Here is a 17,492-nt window from a genome sequence, read left to right as displayed (position 1 = left end):
AGCGCATTGTCAGGTTAAGCGCCTATATGACAGATATGCGGGATTGGGAGCACGGCCATGCCAGCGTGAGGTCAAAGTCGTAGAAATGGGGGAGCATCGGCGGGGGGAGGCCCTGGGGGACGCAGTCAGACATCGACGAACAGCCACACGTCACTGGAGGCAGCGGTGAGGACAGCGACACTGGGACCGGAGCAGCGTGCCGAAGCACTCGCGAAGATGGCCGAACGCGAGCTCGACGTACTCGTCGTCGGCGCGGGAGTGGTCGGCGCCGGCACCGTGCTCGACGCCGCGACGCGCGGGCTCTCCACCGGCATCGTCGAATCCCGCGACTGGGCGTCGGGCACGTCCAGCCGGTCGAGCAAACTGATCCACGGGGGGCTGCGCTATCTGGAGATGCTGGACTTCGCCCTCGTACGGGAGGCACTGAAGGAGCGCGGGCTGCTGCTCTCGCGGATCGCGCCGCACCTGGTGAAGCCGGTGCCGTTCCTGTATCCGCTGCAGCACAAGGGATGGGAGCGGCTGTACGCGGGGGCGGGCGTCGCCATGTACGACGCGATGTCCGTGTCCTCGGGGCACGGCCGCGGGCTGCCGACGCACCGGCATCTGTCGCGCCATCACGCGCTGCGTGTCGCCCCCGCGTTGAAGAAGGACGCGCTGGTGGGCGCGTTGCAGTACTACGACGCGCAGATGGACGACGCGCGCTACACGGCGACGCTGGTGCGTACGGCCGCGGCGTACGGGGCGCTTGCCGCGAACCGCGCGCGGGTGGTCGGTTTCCTGCGTGAGGGCGAGCGGGTCGTCGGCGCCCGGATCGAGGACCTGGAGCAGGGCGGGGAGTTCGAGGTACGGGCCAAGCAGGTCGTCAACGCGACCGGTGTGTGGACGGACGACACGCAGGGCCTCATCGCCGAGCGCGGGCAGTTCCACGTACGCGCGTCGAAGGGCATCCACCTCGTCGTCCCGAAGGACAGGATCAACTCGACCACGGGTCTGATCCTGCGTACGGAGAAGAGCGTGCTGTTCGTCATCCCCTGGGGGCGGCACTGGATCATCGGCACGACGGACACCGACTGGGACCTGGACAAGGCGCATCCGGCCGCGTCCAGCGCGGACATCGACTATCTGCTGGAGCACGTGAACTCGGTGCTCTCGACGCCGTTGACGCGGGACGACGTCCAGGGTGTGTACGCGGGTCTGCGGCCGCTGCTCGCGGGCGAGTCGGAGGCGACGAGCAAGCTGTCGCGGGAGCACACGGTGGCGCACCCGGTGCCGGGGCTCGTCGTCATCGCGGGCGGCAAGTACACGACGTACCGGGTGATGGCGAAGGACGCGGTCGACGAGGCGGTGCACGGCCTCGACGTACGGGTGGCGGACTGCGTCACCGAGGACGTGCCGCTGGCCGGCGCGGAGGGCTATCACGCGCTGTGGAACACGCGCGCGCGGATCGCGGCGCGCACCGGCATCCACGAGGTGCGGGTGGAGCATCTGCTCAACCGCTACGGGTCGTTGGCCGAGGAGGTGCTGGAGCTGATCGCCGCCGACCCGAAGCTGGGCGAGCCGCTGCCGGCCGCCGACGACTATCTGAAGGCCGAGGTCGTGTACGCGTGCACGCACGAGGGGGCGCGGCACCTCGACGACGTGCTGACCCGGCGTACCCGCATCTCCATCGAGACCTTCGACCGGGGCACGCTCAGCGCGCGGGAGTGCGCTGAGCTGATGGCGCCGGTGCTGGGCTGGGACATGGACCAGGTGGAGCGCGAAGTCGCGCACTACGAGAAGCGGGTGGAGGCGGAGCGCGAGTCGCAGCGCCAGCCCGACGACCAGACGGCGGACGCGGCCCGCCTCGGCGCCCCCGACATCGTCCCCCTCTGACGGCCCGTCGCGCCGCGGCCCCACTGCCCCTTCGGGATGGTGGGGCCGCGGTCGTTCCGCTTCGGGGGTGGCGACCGCTACGTCCACGAACGCCGTGAGTCTCACCAGTCGGAAAGGTGTGCGGAAGCAGCCCGCGCCGACGGTGAGAAAGCAACGGTGCGGAATCTCCCGGCCGTTGACCGGTAATCGCGGCACACCGCAGCCGGGCGGGGCGGCTCCTTCTTCGAGTCCGCAGTTCCTCATTCTGTCACCTGATGCCATGTTATTCCGGTGCTACAGTGCCGCTTCTCAACGGCATGGGCCCCAACAATTGTGCTCATGGCCGGAGTTGGCCGAGGGAGCCTGCCATGGGTGATCTGACTGTGGGGGATGGCGTTCTCAAGAAGGGCGCCAGGGACGTCATCGAGTGCTTGAGGCCTACCGAGGGGTTCGACCTCGAGACGCCGGCGGGGAAGAGCGGCTCGTTCGGTGACGCGGGCGCGGGATCGTCTTTCGTGAGGTTCTGCGGCACATGGCAGGTGGCCGGCCAAGCTCTCAGTGGGAGCACAGCAGGGCACGCGAAAGGGCTCCTCTCGGGGCACGCTGCCTTCAAGGGAGCGGATGAAACAGTTCGCGAACTGTTGAACGGTATTCAGGTGAACCACCGGGACAACTAAGGCCAGTCGGGCGAGAACGGGGGGGGGAAGCGGTGGCAGCAGCGCTCGGGTCTACGACAGATCCCCAAGAGCTCATTCCCGGTGACGTCAGTGAAGTGTTCGACCTGGCTTCGACGATGAAGCGCTGGGCGAAGAAATTCGACCAGGTCGGCGACAACCTGCGTGGCATGAGGATTCCCGACTGGACCGGTCGCGCCAGTGATGCGTTCTGGGACAGCCTCGACGGAGAAAAGAGAAACTGGCACGTAGCTTCCAGGCAACTGTCAGCAGTGGGGACAGCCCTCACCGAGTACGGCCATGCGTTGTCCTGGTCCCAAGGGCGAGCGGGCGATGCGATCGACAAGTGGGCCGAAGGCGAGCACGAGACAGCCGAACACGCGCTCAGCCAGGCAAAGAGCAATGTGGAGCGTGCGGCCGACGAGTTGACGACTGAACTCGGCCGACAGTCCGGCGGCGCCAAGGACAGCCCGAGCTGGCTTGTCCAGGCAGGTCAGGCCGCCAAGGAGCTCGGGTTCGGACAGGCCGGCGTCGGTACGGAGCTGGCCAATCTCGGCAATGTCCCGGCGGACCAGCGCAAGAGGCTGTGGGGCTACCAGAACCCCAACGCTCCCGCCGGAGACCCCAACGCCCCGAACAAGCCCAGCTGGTCGGTGCAGCTCGCCGGTGTCAGCGGCAGCGCCGCCGTCTGGTCCGCGGAAACCAAGGGCGAGACCACGGTCGGCGGCGTCAAGCTGACGGGAAGCGCCGGCGTCTCGGTGCTCGGGGTGGACGGCTCCGCATCCGCCGGAGTCTCGGACGGGAACGTGGAGGCGAAGGCCTCGGGCAGCGCGTATCTCGCAAAGGCCGAGGTCAAGGGCGGAGCCGAGTACGGGATCCTCGGCGCCCGGTCGCAGGCCGGCGCTTTCGCCGGCGCCAACGCCGAGGCAGGCGTCCGGGCCGGCAAGGACGGGGCGCAGCTGGGTGCGGAGGCGTTCGCCGGTGCGGAGGCCGAGGGGTCGGCCTCCGCCGATGTGGCCGGCATCGGTGCCGGTGTGAAGGGCGAGGCGTGGGCCGGAGCCGGGGTCTCGGCCAGAGCGGACATCGGCAAGGGCTCGGACAGTAAGTGGCACATCGGCGGTGAGGCCGGCGTCGGCCTGGGCCTCGGAGGGAAGGCCGGCGCTGAGGTCACCCTCGACCCGGCCAAGGTCGGTGAGACGGCCGGCGACGCGGCGAGTGCGGTCGGCGACGGAGCCGAGTCGGCATGGGATCACACGCTCGGCAAGGTGTTCTAGAGCGGGTTGAGTCTCATCGGGCCTCACCGGGAACTGTGAGATGCCGGCGCATCAGTGCGCCGGCATTCGGAGTTCCGGGCTGATGCCTCTCAGACCCTCGACCACACCTGCGGCGGGATCCGGTCCAGTACGTCGCACAGGTAGTTGAGTCGTTCGTCGATTCCCTGCGGGCTGAGGCGCCCCTTGTACCAGGTGAGCAATTCGTTGTTGTGCAGCCGGATCGGGGCGTCCTTCTCGGCCCGCAGGTCCGTGGGCAGGAACTGTGCCACGCCACCGGTCAAGGCGTTGCGGGCGAACTGCTCGTCGTCCGAGAATACGCGAAAATTCTCGTCGAACTCCGGTACGCCAAGTCGCACTTGGCGCCCTTGCTGCGTCATCCCGTCGAGCGCCTGCGGCCGCCGCAGGACGAGCCCGGGCCCTGGCCCCGGCGCGGTCACCGCGAATACTGACCAGAAGGTGGGCTGATCGCGGCCCGGACTGTCGTTCACTCCGCTCGTGCCGGTCACGTACACGAAGCAGCAGAAGCCGCGACCCCGGAACTCGCCGGTGATGTAATTCCACGCCCGCAGATTGCTCCCGGAGACGGGCAGCGGTGCCAGGCCGCAGAGCCGGTCGATCGCCCCGTACGAGGTCTGCTGGTGATCCCAGCCGCGCTCCTGCGCCAGCTGGATGGCGGCGGATTGGTCCGCCAGGCCACCGGCGTCTCTCTTACGGCTGCGTACGAACATGGTGACGGCGAAGGCGAGGATCCCGCCCACAACCAGGAACATGAGCACCGGCATCAGCACATTCATGGAAGGCGATTATGTCCGACGTTCAGTACGGCGGACACCTGCTCGGCCGATGTCTGCAGTTCCTCTGTCCACGTACCCGAATCGGATCTGCCGCGTATACTTTCCGCGTCTTTGTGTCCCGGTTACCTGAAGTGGGTCCTCCTCAATGACCAAAGCTCCATTGTCCGCGGCAGCATGGGGTCTTTCGGCCATTGCTGCTGGTGTGCTGCTTGCCGGCTGCTCGTTCTCGGCCGGCGCCGGAGATTCCGACCCGAAGCTGGCGAAGGACAAGCTGGCAGCCGAGGTCTCCGAGAAGCTCGCTGCCCGGACGGGCCGGCCGAAGCCGGATGTCACCTGTCCCGAGGACCTCGTCGGGAAGGCCGGCACCACCACCCGGTGCACGCTGACGGCGGATGACAACAGCACCCTGGGCGTGGCGGTCAAGGTGACCTCTGTCGAGGGCAAGACGATCAACTTCGACATGAAGGCCGACGAGAAGGCGTCCCCGGGCGGGAACTGACAACGGGGCCCTGGCAGTCGCATCCGGACCCTCTGGGAATGCCTCTGTTCGCCCCTTGATACAGCGGCGTGCAGGGGTGGTTGGGATCGTGATCTTGTTGTTGTTCGGGGGAGGGAACCTTGGTGGGGCGTGTCGCGTGGGGGTGTTGGGGAGCGCAGTGGACTCGTGAGGACAGTGTGAGGTCGCTGTGCAGCCCCCGTTACACGCCTTGTCGGAGCGATGGTTCACAATGAAGTCTCCGCTGGGGGTGGGCTCATCGCAGAGGGGACACAAGGGGTTTCATGAGCAGCGAGGACATGGGTCGGCTGGTAGGCGGTCGCTATCGGCTCGGGGATGTCCTCGGGCGCGGTGGTATGGGAACCGTGTGGCGCGGCGAGGACGAAATCCTGGGCCGTACGGTCGCGGTGAAGGAGCTCCGCTTCCCGAACAGCGTTGACGACGACGAGAAGCAGCGCCTCATCACTCGTACGCTGCGTGAGGCCAAGGCGATTGCCCGGATCCGCAGCGGCAGCGCGATCACCGTCTTCGACGTGGTCGACGAGGACGACCGGCCGTGGATCGTGATGGAGCTGGTCGAGGGCCGTTCGCTGGCCGACCAGATTCGTGAGGACGGGCCGCTCACCCCGAAGCGGGCCGCGCAGGTCGGGCTCGCCGTGCTCGACGTGCTGCGCGCCGCGCACCGTGAGGGCATTCTGCACCGCGATGTGAAGCCGTCCAACGTGCTGTTGGAAGAGGGCAGCGGACGTGTCGTGCTCACCGACTTCGGTATCGCGAAGGTCGAGGGCGACCCCTCGGTGACGTCGACCGGCATGCTCGTCGGGGCGCCGTCGTACATCTCTCCCGAGCGGGCGCGCGGCAAGCCGCCGGGCACCCCCGCCGATCTGTGGTCGCTGGGCGGGCTGTTGTACGCGGCGGTCGAGGGCCGGCCGCCGTACGACAAGGGCTCGGCCATCTCCACGCTGACCGCGGTCATGACGGAGCCGGTGCCGCCGTCCGAGAAGGCGGCCGAGCTGTCCGAGGCGATCTACGGGCTGCTCGTGAAGGACCCGGACAAGCGGCTGGACGTCGACGGGGCGCGGTCGCTGCTGGAGCCGGTCGCGACGGGTGCCGCCGCGGTGGCCGAAGTCCCGGACGCCACCACGTCGGTGGCGCTTCCTCCGGCGCCGCCGGAGGAGGACGAGGGCGACGGCGGCCAGGGTGCCGCCTCCGCTTCCGGTGCCGGTGCGGGGTCCGGGACCAAGAGCAGGTCCGGGCCCAAGGGGTGGTCCGGGGCGAAGTCGAAGTCCGGGACACGGACCGGGGCGGGTGCGGGCGCCGCGGCGGCAGCCGGTGCGGCGGCCGCCGGGACCAGGACGGGCACCGGCAAGACGGGCACTGGTGAGACGGGCACCGGTGAGACGGGCACCGGCGCGGGCACGGCGTCCGGCGGGAAGGCGGCCTCCTCCGGGGGGACTTCCGGGACCGGGGCGCGGACCGGGAAGGGCGCGGCGGCTTCCGGGACCGGGAGCGGCGCGCAGGACCGCGAGGGCGCGCTGCCCGAGGAGACCGGCGCCGCGGCGGGTGCCGCGGGGACCGGTGACGCCCGAACTGCCGTACAGGGCACGGCCGGTGGCGGCGGGAGCACGGGCAGCGGCACCTCGGTGTTCGGCACGCTCACCGAGCGCTTCTCGCGGCGTACGCTCGCCGTCGCCGCGGCCGTCGTGGCCGTGCTGGTGCTGGTCGCGGCCGTCATCGCGACCGTCGCGAACGGCGGTGAGGACGACGGGGCGAACGGCGGGAAGCCCGCGGCCTCCGCCGGAGCCTCCGACGACAAGGGCGCCGGCAAGGACAAGGGCGACGGCGGGAAGGGCGGCGACAAGAGCTCGCCCTCCGCGAGCCCGAGCCCCAGCGCCTCGGACGACTCCTCGAAGGACGAGGGGAAGGACAAGGGCGAGGACGGCGGGAAGTCCGGGAAGCCCGCGCTGCCCGACGGGTTCAAGAACGTCGCGGACGGCCGCTTCCACTTCCGGATGGCGCTCCCCGGCGGCTGGCAGCGTACGGGCGTCGCCGGGCAGAACTCCGGCGGCAAGTACGGCGCTTCGGCCGGAAGCCTGCCGAAGATACAGGTGGACCACACCAACGCGCCGGGTGGGGACGCCGCCAAGTCCTGGCGGCAGGCGGAGTCCGCCGTGCGCGGCAGCAGCACCGGGTACAACCTGATCGGTATCGACAAGGTCGGCTGGCGGGGCTATCCGACCGTCGCCGACTGGAAGTTCACCCGCGAGGAGAACGGCCAGAAGGTGCGGGTGCTCAACCGCGGCTTCAAGGTGGACGGTTCGAACGGCTACGCCATCATGATCACGTGCAAGGCCTCGGAGTGGGACGGCAAGGAGTGCCGTGAGCTGCGGGAGACGGCGTTCAAGACGTTCAAGCCCAAGGGCTGAGGCCGTCCCGAAAGACCCTCCCCGAAGGCCCTCTTCGAACCGGGCGTGTGGCCCCGCGGACTGTGTGTCCGCGGGGCCACACGCGGTTCCGCGCCCGTGCGGACGGTTGCGGTCCGTGTATGCCACCGGCAGGGTTCCGGGGTTCCGCGGGTGCCGGGCGGGGGATAGGCATGAGCGGACGGAGTCTGCGGTACGGCGGCGCGGGACCGCATGGACACGTATCGTGAAGCACCGTAGGCCGTAAACGTCCGCAATAGAGCGGATGCGACTGGGAATTAGTGAGGTTTGGCGGTCTCGCGCGCTCTGGGGAGGCGTCGTGGACGAGTACGCGGATGGTACGGGGCGATTGCTGGCGGATCGCTACCGTTTGCCGCGCCCTCGCGCCGGAGCGTTCGGTTCCGCTGGGACTGCGGGGAAGGCCGGTGCCCTGCGGGGCCGTCGGGCCGCCGGGGCCGGTGAGACCGAAGAGGCCGGACCGCACGGTGAGTTCACGGCGGTCGTCGCCTTCGACACGGCGAGTGACCAGGAAGTGCTCGTACGGCAGATCCCGTTGCCGGAGGTCGTGGACGCGGAAGTCGTCGACGGGGGAGCGGACGCGCGAGGTGGCCGGCCGTACGGTGCGGCGGGTGCGCCCGACGGGTTCGCGGGCTCGGGGCGGGCCACCAGACGGCCCGCCGACCCCACGGTGCGGCGTGCGGTGGAAGCCGCGTGGGCGGCCGGACGGATACCGGATCATCCGCGGCTCGACCAGGTCTACGACGTCTTCGTCGAGGGCGACGGGCTGTGGGTCGTCAGCGAGTTGGTGCCCGCGCGGCCGCTGTCGTCGCTGCTGACGGAGCGGCCGCTGGAGGCGCACCGCGCGGCGGAGATCGCGGCGGATCTGCTGGCCGCGCTGCGCGCCGTGCACGCGTACGGCTGGACCCACCGGAACGTCACCGCACAGACGGTGCTCATCTGCGACGACGGCCGGGCGGTGCTGACCGGCCTGGCGGTGGGCGCGGCGGAGGAAGCGCTCTGCGGCTACGACCCGACGCCTGCGGTCGCGGCCGCGCCGGTGCCTTCCGCCGAGGAGCGCGGGGACGAGGGCGCGGACCGGGGCGACGACGCGTACGAGCGCGTTTCGGGTGGTGAAGAGGGCGGTGGCGGCGGCGAGTTCGGTGGCGGCCGGGCCGGTGAGGACGGGACCGGCGGGTACGGCGGGTACGGGGCCGATCGCACCGGGTTCGAGGGCGCCGGCGGTGCGGGCTCCGGGCGGGACGGCTACGGGTCCGGTCCCGGTGGGTTCGAGCGGGCCGGCGGTGACGGCTTCGGCAACGGCGGTTCCGGGTGGGCTTCGGGCCGTGAGGGCTCCGGTCAGGGTGGCGTCCGGGACGGCGGCGAGGGCCGGGAGGGCTTCGCGAGTGACGCAACCGGCCGTCGTGGCCCGGGTGATGAGCACGCGGCCGCACCGGGCCCCCGGCGGCCGGGGAACGGCGGCGCGTACGCGGCTCCGGACGCTCCCGCGACCTGGACCGGCAGTCCGTTGCCCGAGGGTTTCGCGGCGTGGGAGAGCGACGAGCCCGAGTACGACCCGGACCCCGACTACGAGTACGAGGGTGAGGCCGGGGAGGAACGCCTGGAGGGGCGCTGGGAGGACCGCCGGGGCCCGGGCATCTTCGGCTTCGAGGGGCTTCCGCCGGAGGACGGTCCGCACCCCGGGTACGGGGCCGGCTCCGACCCTGAACAGGGCACCCCGGCAGGGGAGTTCGGAGCCGGGCCCCCCGTGGTGCGGCCCGGCTACGAGACGCACGGTGACGAGACATACGGCTACGAGACGCGCAGTGACGAGGCGCACGGTCACGAGTCGCGCGGTGATGAGACGTACGGCTACGAGACGCACGCCGGCACCGGTGAGGTGGGCGCGGACGCACACCTGCGGGCCGCGCGGCGCGGGGCGATAGCGGCGTACCGGGCGGGGACGCGGCGGGCCGCCGAGGTACGGGGCGGCACCGGGCGAACCCCTGAGGGTCAGGGCGACTGGTGGGCGCTGCCCGCGGGCGACCCGGACGGGGAGCAGTCCGCCACCGGGGCCTCACCCGTACCGGACGAGGACGTGGCCTGGCTGCCGCCCGGCGGCGACGAGGTGAGCCCGACGAGCGTGCCGGGAGCCCGGCAGGCCACGAGCCGTTCGGTGTGGACGTCGTGGCGCACGGGGACAGGTGCGGGGCCCGAACACGCGTCGTCCGCCGGGCGGGAAGCGGCCGGTACGGACGAAGAGGCCGGGTACGAAGGCCCGGGCGGACACGAGGAGCCGGCCGGGGCGGGCGCGGGCCCGGAGGGGCCGGCGTACACGGACGTACGGGAAGCCCGGGGCGTACAGCCGGGCCGGTCCGGACATCCGGACCCGCACCCCGGAACGGACCCGGACATGGACCCGGACACGGACCCGGACACGGACCCCGACACGGACCCCGAGACGGACGCGGAGAGGGGCGGCCCCGGCCCGTACGGCGAGGACGCACAGGCGTGGGGCGCGGGAGGGGAAACGTATCGCGGGCCCGGCACCGCGCTGGCCGCCGAACGGGCGCGCCAGGCGCGGATGACCGTGGTCGGCCCCGTCACCGAGCGCTGGTCTCCCGAACAGGCAGGGCCTGTTCACCGGAACTGGCGGCTCGCGCCGCCCGTCGGCCCCGCCGCGGACCTGTGGGCGCTCGGCGCGCTGCTGTTCCGGGCCGTTCAGGGGCACGCCCCGTATCCGGAGGAGAGCGCCGCCGAGCTGGTGCAGCTGGTGTGCGCCGAGCCGCCGGCCTTCGCCGAGGAGTGCGGCCCGCTGCGGCCCGTCGTCGAGTCGCTGATGCGTCAGGACCCCACGGAGCGGCCGGACTTCGAGGAGCTGCGGGGCTGGTTGCGGTCGCTGGTGCGGTCGGCGCCGGAGCCCGAGGCAGGGCACCGTACGGTCGTCGCGCCGCCCTCGCTGGAGCCGGGCCGGCCGTCCGATCCGCGGCGGCTGCCGATCCTGCGACGGCGCGGCGAGCTCGTACGGCGGCGGCGCGGCCGCGGGCGGGGCGCGCGGTCTGTACGGACGGAGGAGCGACCCAGGCCGACGGAGCGCAGACGGCACAAGCGGGGCAGGCCGCGGTCGATCGCCCCGGTGGCGCCGCCCGGCGAGACGGGCCTGCCGCAGGAGCCGCCCGAGCCGCCGCCGGGGTGGGACGGGGCGGAGGCGCCCCGAGAGGCGTATGTGACCCAACAGGTGCGGCAGGCACCGCCGTCGCGGGAGCGGCGTACGAAGGCGCAGAAGCCGGTCCGCGCGCCGAAACCGCCCCGCGCGCCGAAACCGCCCCGTACGCAGAAGCAGCCGCGTGCGGAGAAGCCGCCGCGGCCTCCGAAGCCGCCCAAAGCGGCCAAGAGGTCCGGGAGTTCGCGCAGCCCCCGCAGTCTGGGCTGGTGGATCGTCGGGCTGGTGCTGTTCGGGCTGACCGCTGTCGTGCTGTACGCGATGTGGTTCATGCCCGGGGGCGGTACGGAGAGCGGTGGGCAGGGCGGCCAGCAGCGCGGTTCGGTACAGGTCCCCGACAACGGGCCCTCGTCGGACGGGAGTCGGGGGACCGGCCGGGACAAGGGCGGCGCGGCCGAGGACAAGGGCTCAGGGGAGAAGAAGGGTTCCGGGAAGGACAAGGGTTCCGGGAAGGGTGACGGCAAGGGCGCCGGGCAGCCGCAGCGTACGGCGCCCGCCGACGCGAAGATGCCGGAGGGCTACAAGCTCAGCAAGGACCCGGCCGGCTTCCGGATCGCCGTACCGGACGCCTGGGACCGGAGGTCCACGCCGGGCAACGGCCAAGTGCGGTACAACGGCGGCCAGGTCGAGATGGTGATCGTCAAGGGCCGGGACACGACGCGGAAGTACGGGGAGGACCCCAGCGCGTACCAGTCGGACGACGAGCCGGAGCTCGCCGCGTACCGTGCGTCGGACTGGGCGACGACATCCGGGCTGCGGCGGATCGATGTGGGCGAGACGTCCATGGCCGAGGGCACGTTCGGCTGGCAGGACAGCGGCCGGCAGGTGTACGCGCGGAACAGGGCCGTGATTCTCGACGGCCGGTACCACGTACTGCTGGTCATGGGCTCGGAGGGAAAGAAGAAGGAGATCGACCGCGTCTTCGAGGACGTGGCCGACACGTATCGCGTCACGCGGTGAGCGCGGTGTGCGCGGTGTGCGCTCCGCGGGGCCGTGAGCGCTGCGGGTCGCCTTGTGCGCGGCTTCGGCCGGCCCCGGGTGGAGCGGGCGGCTGCGGTTCGCGTGTGGTTTGCGCGGTTCCCCGCGCCCCTTATCGCGCCGTTCCCCGCGCCCCTTGTTGCGCCGTTCCCCGCGTCCCTTTTCGGGCGCAGTGCGTGACTCCGCTGCTGTTCTCTCGTCACACGCCTCCCACATGCTGAATGATGAGCACATGACCAATGGAGGGGGATGTGCGTACCGGCCGGGCAGTGACGGAGTGTCCGGGGGCAGGGGCCTGTGAACGGCGGCTCCGCGGTGCGTACGGATGCCGGCGGGCGGGACGAGCGCCTGGTCGGTGACCGGTACCGGCTGGGGGAGCGGCTCGCCGCCGGGGGCATGGGCGCGGTGTGGGTGGCGCGGGATGTGCTGATGGAGCGCGAGGTGGCGCTCAAGGAGATGCACGTACCGGCGTACCTCACCGACCGGAGGGCGCACGGCGAGCCGACGGGCGAGCGGGGCGCGGCAGTTGAGCGCATGCGCCGGGAGGCGCGCGCCGCGGCACGCGTCGACCACGCAGCGGTCGTCACCATCCACGACGTGATCCTGCACGACGACCACCCGTGGATCGTCATGGAGCTCGTACGCGGCGAGACCCTCGCGGACCTGCTCGACCGGGAGGGCCCGCAGGCCCCGGCGGAGGCGGCACGGCTGGTGCTGCCGGTGCTGGAGGGGCTGCGCGCCGCGCATGCCGGCGGAGTCCTGCACCGCGATGTGAAACCCGCGAACGTCCTGCTCGGAACGGACGGACGGGTCGTGCTCACGGACTTCGGCATCGCCCGGATCGAGGGTGAGACGTCGCTGACGGTGACCGGGGAGTTCTTCGGCTCGCTGCGCTACTGCGCACCCGAGCGGATGGGCGGCCGGCGGCCCGGCCCGGCGTCCGACCTGTGGTCGCTCGGCGTGGTGCTGTACGAGGCGGTCGCGGGGGTGTCGCCCTTCCACCGGGAGACCATGGAGGCCACCGTCGCCGCGGTCCTCTCCGGCGCGCCCCGCGAGGCCCCGGCCGGGGCCGGGCCGCTGGCGCCGCTGCTGCGGGGGCTGCTGGCGCAGGACCCCGACGAACGGCCGGGCGCGGACGAGGCGTTGGAGGTGCTGCGGCGAGTCGCGGAGCCCGCTGTGGAGCCCGCCGCCGAGCGGGAAGCCGAGCCCGTACCTGCACCCGGGGCCGAGCCCGTAGCCGACCCCGAGTCCGACCCGGAGCCCGACCCCGAGCCCGACCCCGACGTCCCCACGCAGCGCGTCCGGGCAGGGACGCACCCCGATGCGAACCCCGAGCCCGACCCCGACCCCGCACCCCGAAGCGAACCCCCACCCGGCCCCCGGCGCGCATCCCGAGGAGGGTCCCGCGCTCCGTCGGCGCCGGGTGCGCCCCCTGCTGCTGGGTGTCGCCGTGTGCGCGCTTCTGGCCGCGGGGTCCGGAAGCTGGTTTCTGCTGCGCGACGCCGGGGACGGTTCCGGGCCGGACGGCAACGGGCCGCCGCGGGCCCGGAGTTCGGTGTCCGCCGCGCCGGAACCGGCCTGGAAGAAGCGGAGCCGGACGTACCGCGAGGGGGAGCTCGGCTACCGGATCGCCGTACCGGCGAGCTTCGTGCGCAGCGCCGAGGGGGACCGGATCGTCTACCGGGATCCGGAGGACAAGCAGGTGTGGATCGAGGTGTACCGCGACAGTGGCGCGGGCCCCGGCGACCCGGGTGCCTGGGCCCGCAGGGAGATCGGCACGCTGACCCGCGGAGCGCGCGACAGCAGCGGCCGTCGCACCGCCCGTACGGAACCCGGCGTGCTGGCGGAGACGCGGCACGCGGGCCGCCCCGCCGCCCGCTACACCGTGGCGCTGCAGACCATGGGCGCCGACGGCGGGCCCAGCAAGCACATCGTGCAGCGCAATCTGGTCGTGCCGGGCCCGGAGGGCGAGGGCGAGGGGATGTACCAACTCCGGGTCTCCGTCCCGGAGTCCGAGGACGCGGAGGTGGACGGCGAGGCCCTCTTCGACGCGGCGGCAGCGGATTTCGGCTGATGGCACGCAGTCCGGACGATGCGGACGCGTTCTGCCAGTGAACACTGGCGGATTCCGTGAAAAGTGATTACCGACGGGTATACGGGGGCGCACTCACCGTCCTAGTCTCAGCGCTATGACGGACTCGAACGCCATAGTCAGCGAAGCCGATGGCAATCCGGTCGCCCCTGCTCCCGCCGGGGTCCGCACCGCTGCCGACGTGGTCACCCCCGACCTCGTCGCACGCCTCACCCACGGGGTTGCGGGCAGCGGCAGTACGGCGAGCCACAACCCCTTCACGGGCGAGCGGCTGGCCGAGCTCCCCGAGTCCACGCCGGAGGACGTCGCCGCCGCCTTCGACCGCGCCCGCGCCGCCCAGCGCGCCTGGGCCGCCAGGCCCGTACGGGAGCGGGCCGCCGTGCTGCTGCGCTTCCACGACCTGGTGCTGCAGCGGCAGGCCGAGGTGCTGGACCTGATCCAGCTGGAGACCGGCAAGGCGCGGCTGCACGGGCACGAAGAGGTGCAGGCCGTGGCCGTCGCGGCCCGGCACTACGGCCGCAAGGCCCCGTCCTATCTGCGCCCGCGCGGTCACACCGGCGCGATCCCCACGCTCACCAAGGTGACCGAACTGCGCCACCCGCGGGGCGTGGTGGGCCAGATCGCGCCCTGGAACTACCCGTTCGAGCTGTCCGTGGGGGACGCCCTGCCGGCCTTCGCCGCGGGCAACGCCGTCGTCATGAAGCCGGACACCGAGACCGCGCTGACCGCCCTGTGGGCCCGCGAGCAGCTCATCGAGGCGGGGCTGCCCGCCGACGTGTGGCAGGTCGTCATAGGGGACGGCCCGGTCATAGGCCCCGAGGTCGTGGACCGCGGTGACTACGTGTCGTTCACAGGGTCGACCCGTACGGGACGCGAGGTCGCCCAGAAGGCGGCGGCCCGACTGGTGGGCTGCTCCCTGGAGCTGGGCGGCAAGAACGCCATGCTCGTACTGGAGGACGCCGACCTGGACAAGGCCGCGGCGGGCGCCGTGCGCGGCGCGTTCTCGTCCGCGGGCCAGCTGTGCATCTCCATCGAGCGGCTGTACGTGCACGAGGCCGTGGCCGACGCCTTCCTGGAGCGCTTCGTCGCCCGTACGAAGGCCATGCGCCTCGGCAACTCCCTCGCGTACGGCGCCGAGATGGGCTCGCTGGTCGGCGAACGGCAGCTGGAGACCGTCAGCCGGCATGTCGAGGAAGCCGTGTCGAAGGGCGCGAAGATACTCGCCGGCGGGCGGGCCCGGCCCGACATCGGTCCGCTCTTCTACGAGCCGACGATCCTGGACGGCGTCGAGTCCCCGATGGCCGTGTGCGGCGAGGAGACCTTCGGCCCCGTCGTCTCCATATACCGCTTCTCGGACGAGGACGAAGCCGTGTCGCTCGCGAACGCGACGCCGTACGGGCTGAATTCCAGCGTGTGGAGCAAGAACGGCCGGCGCGCCCGCGACGTCGCCGCCAAGCTGCGCACCGGCACGGTCAACGTGAACGAGGGCTACGCCTCCGCGTACGGCAGCGTGCAGGCGCCGATGGGCGGCATGGGCGATTCCGGGCTCGGGCGCCGGCACGGGTCCGAGGGCATCCTCAAGTACACCGAGGTGCAGACCGTCGCCCACCAGCGGGTGCTGCCCATGGCGCCCTCGCTGGGGATGGACGACGAGAAGTACGCAGCGTTCATGAGTGCTTCGCTGAAGGCCCTGAAGGCCTTCCGCTTCCGCTGACCGGACCGGGCGCCGGGGCCCCTTCCCCTCGGCCCCGGCGCCCAGCAGGTCACTTTCCGAGCCGCACAGTCTTTCCGGAGGTCCCCGTGTCGGAGGAGAAGTCTGTCCAGGAAAAGGCAGATTCGTACCACTATGACGTGCTTGTCGTCGGCTCCGGCTTCGGGGGCGCGGTCTCCGCACTGCGGCTGACCGAGAAGGGCTACCGGGTCGGCGTGCTGGAGGCCGGCCGCCGCTTCACCCGCGACTCGCTGCCCAAGAACTCCTGGGACGTCAAGAACTACGTGTGGGCGCCCGCCCTCGGGCTGTACGGCATCCAGCGGATCCACGTGATGAGCAACGTGATGATCCTCGCGGGGGCCGGTGTGGGCGGCGGCTCGCTGAACTACGCCAACACGCTGTACGTACCGCCGCCGGCCTTCTTCCAGGACCGCCAGTGGGGCCACATCACCGACTGGCAGGAGGAGTTGAAGCCCTTCTACGACCAGGCGCAGCGGATGCTCGGCGTACGGCTCAACCCGACCATGACGCCGTCCGACGTCCATCTGCGCGCGGCGGCCGACGAGATGGGCGTGGGCGACACCTTCCACATGGCGCCCGTCGGCGTGTTCTTCGGCGACGGGCAGGACGCGGACGGCAACAGTGCGACCCGGCCCGGCGGCGAGGTGCCGGACCCGTACTTCGGCGGCGCGGGCCCCTCCCGCACGGCGTGCACCGAGTGCGGCGAGTGCATGACCGGCTGCCGGCGCGGCGCGAAGAACACCCTCAACGAGAACTACCTGTATCTGGCGGAGAAGGCCGGCGCCGTCATCCACCCGATGACGACGGTCAGCGCCATCGAGGAACTCGCCGCCACCGACGGACTGTCCGAAGGGGACGGCGACGGCGGCTATGCGGTGACCTGCGTCCGTACGGACAGGAAGAAGGCGCCCCCGCGGGTGCTGCGCTGCCGCAAGGTGGTCGTCGCGGCCGGGACGTACGGTACGCAGGCCCTGCTGCACCGGATGCGGGACGAGGGCAGGCTGCCGCGGCTGTCGCCGAAGCTCGGCGAGCTGACCCGCACCAACTCCGAGGCCCTGGTGGGCGCCCAGACGGTCGACCGCCGGTACGAGAAGAAATGGGGCAGCAAACCCGACTTCTCGCAGGGCGTGGCCATCACCTCGTCGGTGCACCCGAACGACCACACGCACATCGAGCCCGTGCGGTACGGCAAGGGGTCGAACGCGATGAGCGCCCTGACGACGGTGCAGGTGCGGCAGGGCACGAAGCTGCCGGGCGCGCTGGCGCACATCGGTACGTGCCTGCGGCAGCCGGTGACGTTCGCGCGGTCGCTGTCGGCACGCAAGTGGTCGGAGCGGATCATCATCGGTCTGGTGATGCAGACGCACGACAACTCGCTCACCACGTACCGGAAGGAAAAGGGCCTGGGCAAGGGCCTGTTGACGGCGAAGCAGGGGCACGGAGCACCGAACCCGGTGCACATCCCGGAAGGCGCCGACGCGGCCCGCAAGCTCGCCACGGAGATCAACGGCTTCGCCGGCACGAACGTGGGCGAGCTGCTGAACATGCCGCTCACCGCGCACTTCCTGGGCGGCTGCCCCATCGCGTCGGACGCCGACCACGGCGTCATCGACCCCTACCACCGCCTCTACGGCCACCCCGGCATCTCCGTCGTCGACGGCTCCGCCGTCTCCGCCAACCTCGGCGTCAACCCCTCCCTCACCATCACCGCACAGGCCGAACGCGCCCTGTCCCTGTGGCCCAACAACGGCGAGGCCGACACCCGGCCCGCGCAGGACGCGGAATACGTACGCCTCGACCCCGTCCCGCCCCGCCAACCAGCCGTCCCCGAGGGCGCGTTCGGGCAACTGCTGCTCCCCGTACCCAAGGTGCCGGCGCGCGAGGCGGCGGCCGGTGAGGAGAAGGCGGCGGCCGAACCCGCCCAGGGAGACTGACCCGCGGCGGGAGAGGCGGCTTCG

Annotated in this window: 9 protein-coding genes and 2 pseudogenes; 10 read left to right on the top strand and 1 reads right to left on the bottom strand. The window is 71.7% G+C overall.

The annotated features are described in order from the left end of the window. Positions 1–165 precede the first annotated feature (165 nt). The 3 genes and pseudogenes from AC3AGO_RS14885 to AC3AGO_RS14875 all read left to right on the top strand — a co-directional run. The gene (locus tag AC3AGO_RS14885) at positions 166–1,872 is read left to right on the top strand and encodes a glycerol-3-phosphate dehydrogenase/oxidase (protein WP_487820681.1); all 1,707 of its coding nucleotides are present in this window, start codon (positions 166–168) and stop codon (positions 1,870–1,872) included. A 347-nt stretch (positions 1,873–2,219) separates the two neighbouring features. Then, positions 2,220–2,528: a hypothetical protein gene (locus AC3AGO_RS14880; RefSeq protein WP_487820680.1), complete on the top strand. Its 309-nt coding sequence runs from the start codon at positions 2,220–2,222 to the stop codon at positions 2,526–2,528. Between the two features lie 23 nt (positions 2,529–2,551). Then, positions 2,552–3,799: pseudogene (locus tag AC3AGO_RS14875) on the top strand (putative T7SS-secreted protein); the annotation flags it as partial. An 89-nt stretch (positions 3,800–3,888) separates the two neighbouring features. Here the strand turns inward: AC3AGO_RS14875 and AC3AGO_RS14870 are convergent. Further along, positions 3,889–4,593 (bottom strand): hypothetical protein, encoded by a 705-nt coding sequence (locus AC3AGO_RS14870; RefSeq protein WP_487820679.1) that lies wholly within the window; start codon positions 4,591–4,593, stop codon positions 3,889–3,891. Positions 4,594–4,738: 145 nt separating this feature from the next. Between AC3AGO_RS14870 and AC3AGO_RS14865 the strand changes: the two genes are divergently transcribed. From AC3AGO_RS14865 to AC3AGO_RS14835, 7 genes and pseudogenes are all read left to right on the top strand, one after another. Next, entirely contained in the window at positions 4,739–5,092 is a 354-nt protein-coding gene (locus AC3AGO_RS14865) for a DUF4333 domain-containing protein (protein ID WP_487820678.1), read from the top strand. Between the two features lie 353 nt (positions 5,093–5,445). Next, positions 5,446–7,515 carry a serine/threonine-protein kinase gene (locus AC3AGO_RS14860; protein ID WP_487820677.1) on the top strand — a complete coding sequence of 690 codons (2,070 nt, stop codon included), beginning with the start codon at positions 5,446–5,448 and terminating at the stop codon, positions 7,513–7,515. A 316-nt stretch (positions 7,516–7,831) separates the two neighbouring features. Continuing rightward, positions 7,832–11,692 carry a hypothetical protein gene (locus AC3AGO_RS14855; protein WP_487820676.1) on the top strand — a complete coding sequence of 1,287 codons (3,861 nt, stop codon included), beginning with the start codon at positions 7,832–7,834 and terminating at the stop codon, positions 11,690–11,692. 414 nt (positions 11,693–12,106) lie between these two features. Further along, a pseudogene (locus tag AC3AGO_RS14850) lies at positions 12,107–12,799 on the top strand (serine/threonine-protein kinase); the annotation flags it as partial. A 232-nt stretch (positions 12,800–13,031) separates the two neighbouring features. Continuing rightward, a complete protein-coding gene (locus AC3AGO_RS14845) occupies positions 13,032–13,784 on the top strand; it encodes a hypothetical protein (protein ID WP_487824926.1) in 753 nt (250 codons plus the stop codon). A 115-nt stretch (positions 13,785–13,899) separates the two neighbouring features. Further along, complete coding sequence (locus AC3AGO_RS14840; RefSeq protein ID WP_487820675.1) at positions 13,900–15,516, top strand: succinic semialdehyde dehydrogenase; 1,617 nt, start codon at positions 13,900–13,902, stop codon at positions 15,514–15,516. An 86-nt stretch (positions 15,517–15,602) separates the two neighbouring features. Next, positions 15,603–17,468 (top strand): GMC oxidoreductase, encoded by a 1,866-nt coding sequence (locus AC3AGO_RS14835; RefSeq protein WP_487820674.1) that lies wholly within the window; start codon positions 15,603–15,605, stop codon positions 17,466–17,468. Positions 17,469–17,492 lie beyond the last annotated feature (24 nt).

It is taken from the genome of Streptomyces sp. BL1 (assembly GCF_057628045.1).
Note: the sequence above shows the minus strand (reverse complement) of the source record. Positions and strands in the feature narration are given on the sequence as shown.

What these genes read in the sequence shown, in the direction of transcription:
- AC3AGO_RS14845 (WP_487824926.1), top strand. Translation starts at nt 13,032, where the DNA reads ATGCGAACCCCGAGCCCGACCCCGACCCCGCACCCCGAAGCGAACCCC.
- AC3AGO_RS14870 (WP_487820679.1), bottom strand. Translation starts at nt 4,593, where the DNA reads ATGAATGTGCTGATGCCGGTGCTCATGTTCCTGGTTGTGGGCGGGATC.
- AC3AGO_RS14865 (WP_487820678.1), top strand. Translation starts at nt 4,739, where the DNA reads ATGACCAAAGCTCCATTGTCCGCGGCAGCATGGGGTCTTTCGGCCATT.
- AC3AGO_RS14840 (WP_487820675.1), top strand. Translation starts at nt 13,900, where the DNA reads ATGACGGACTCGAACGCCATAGTCAGCGAAGCCGATGGCAATCCGGTC.
- AC3AGO_RS14860 (WP_487820677.1), top strand. Translation starts at nt 5,446, where the DNA reads ATGGGAACCGTGTGGCGCGGCGAGGACGAAATCCTGGGCCGTACGGTC.
- AC3AGO_RS14880 (WP_487820680.1), top strand. Translation starts at nt 2,220, where the DNA reads ATGGGTGATCTGACTGTGGGGGATGGCGTTCTCAAGAAGGGCGCCAGG.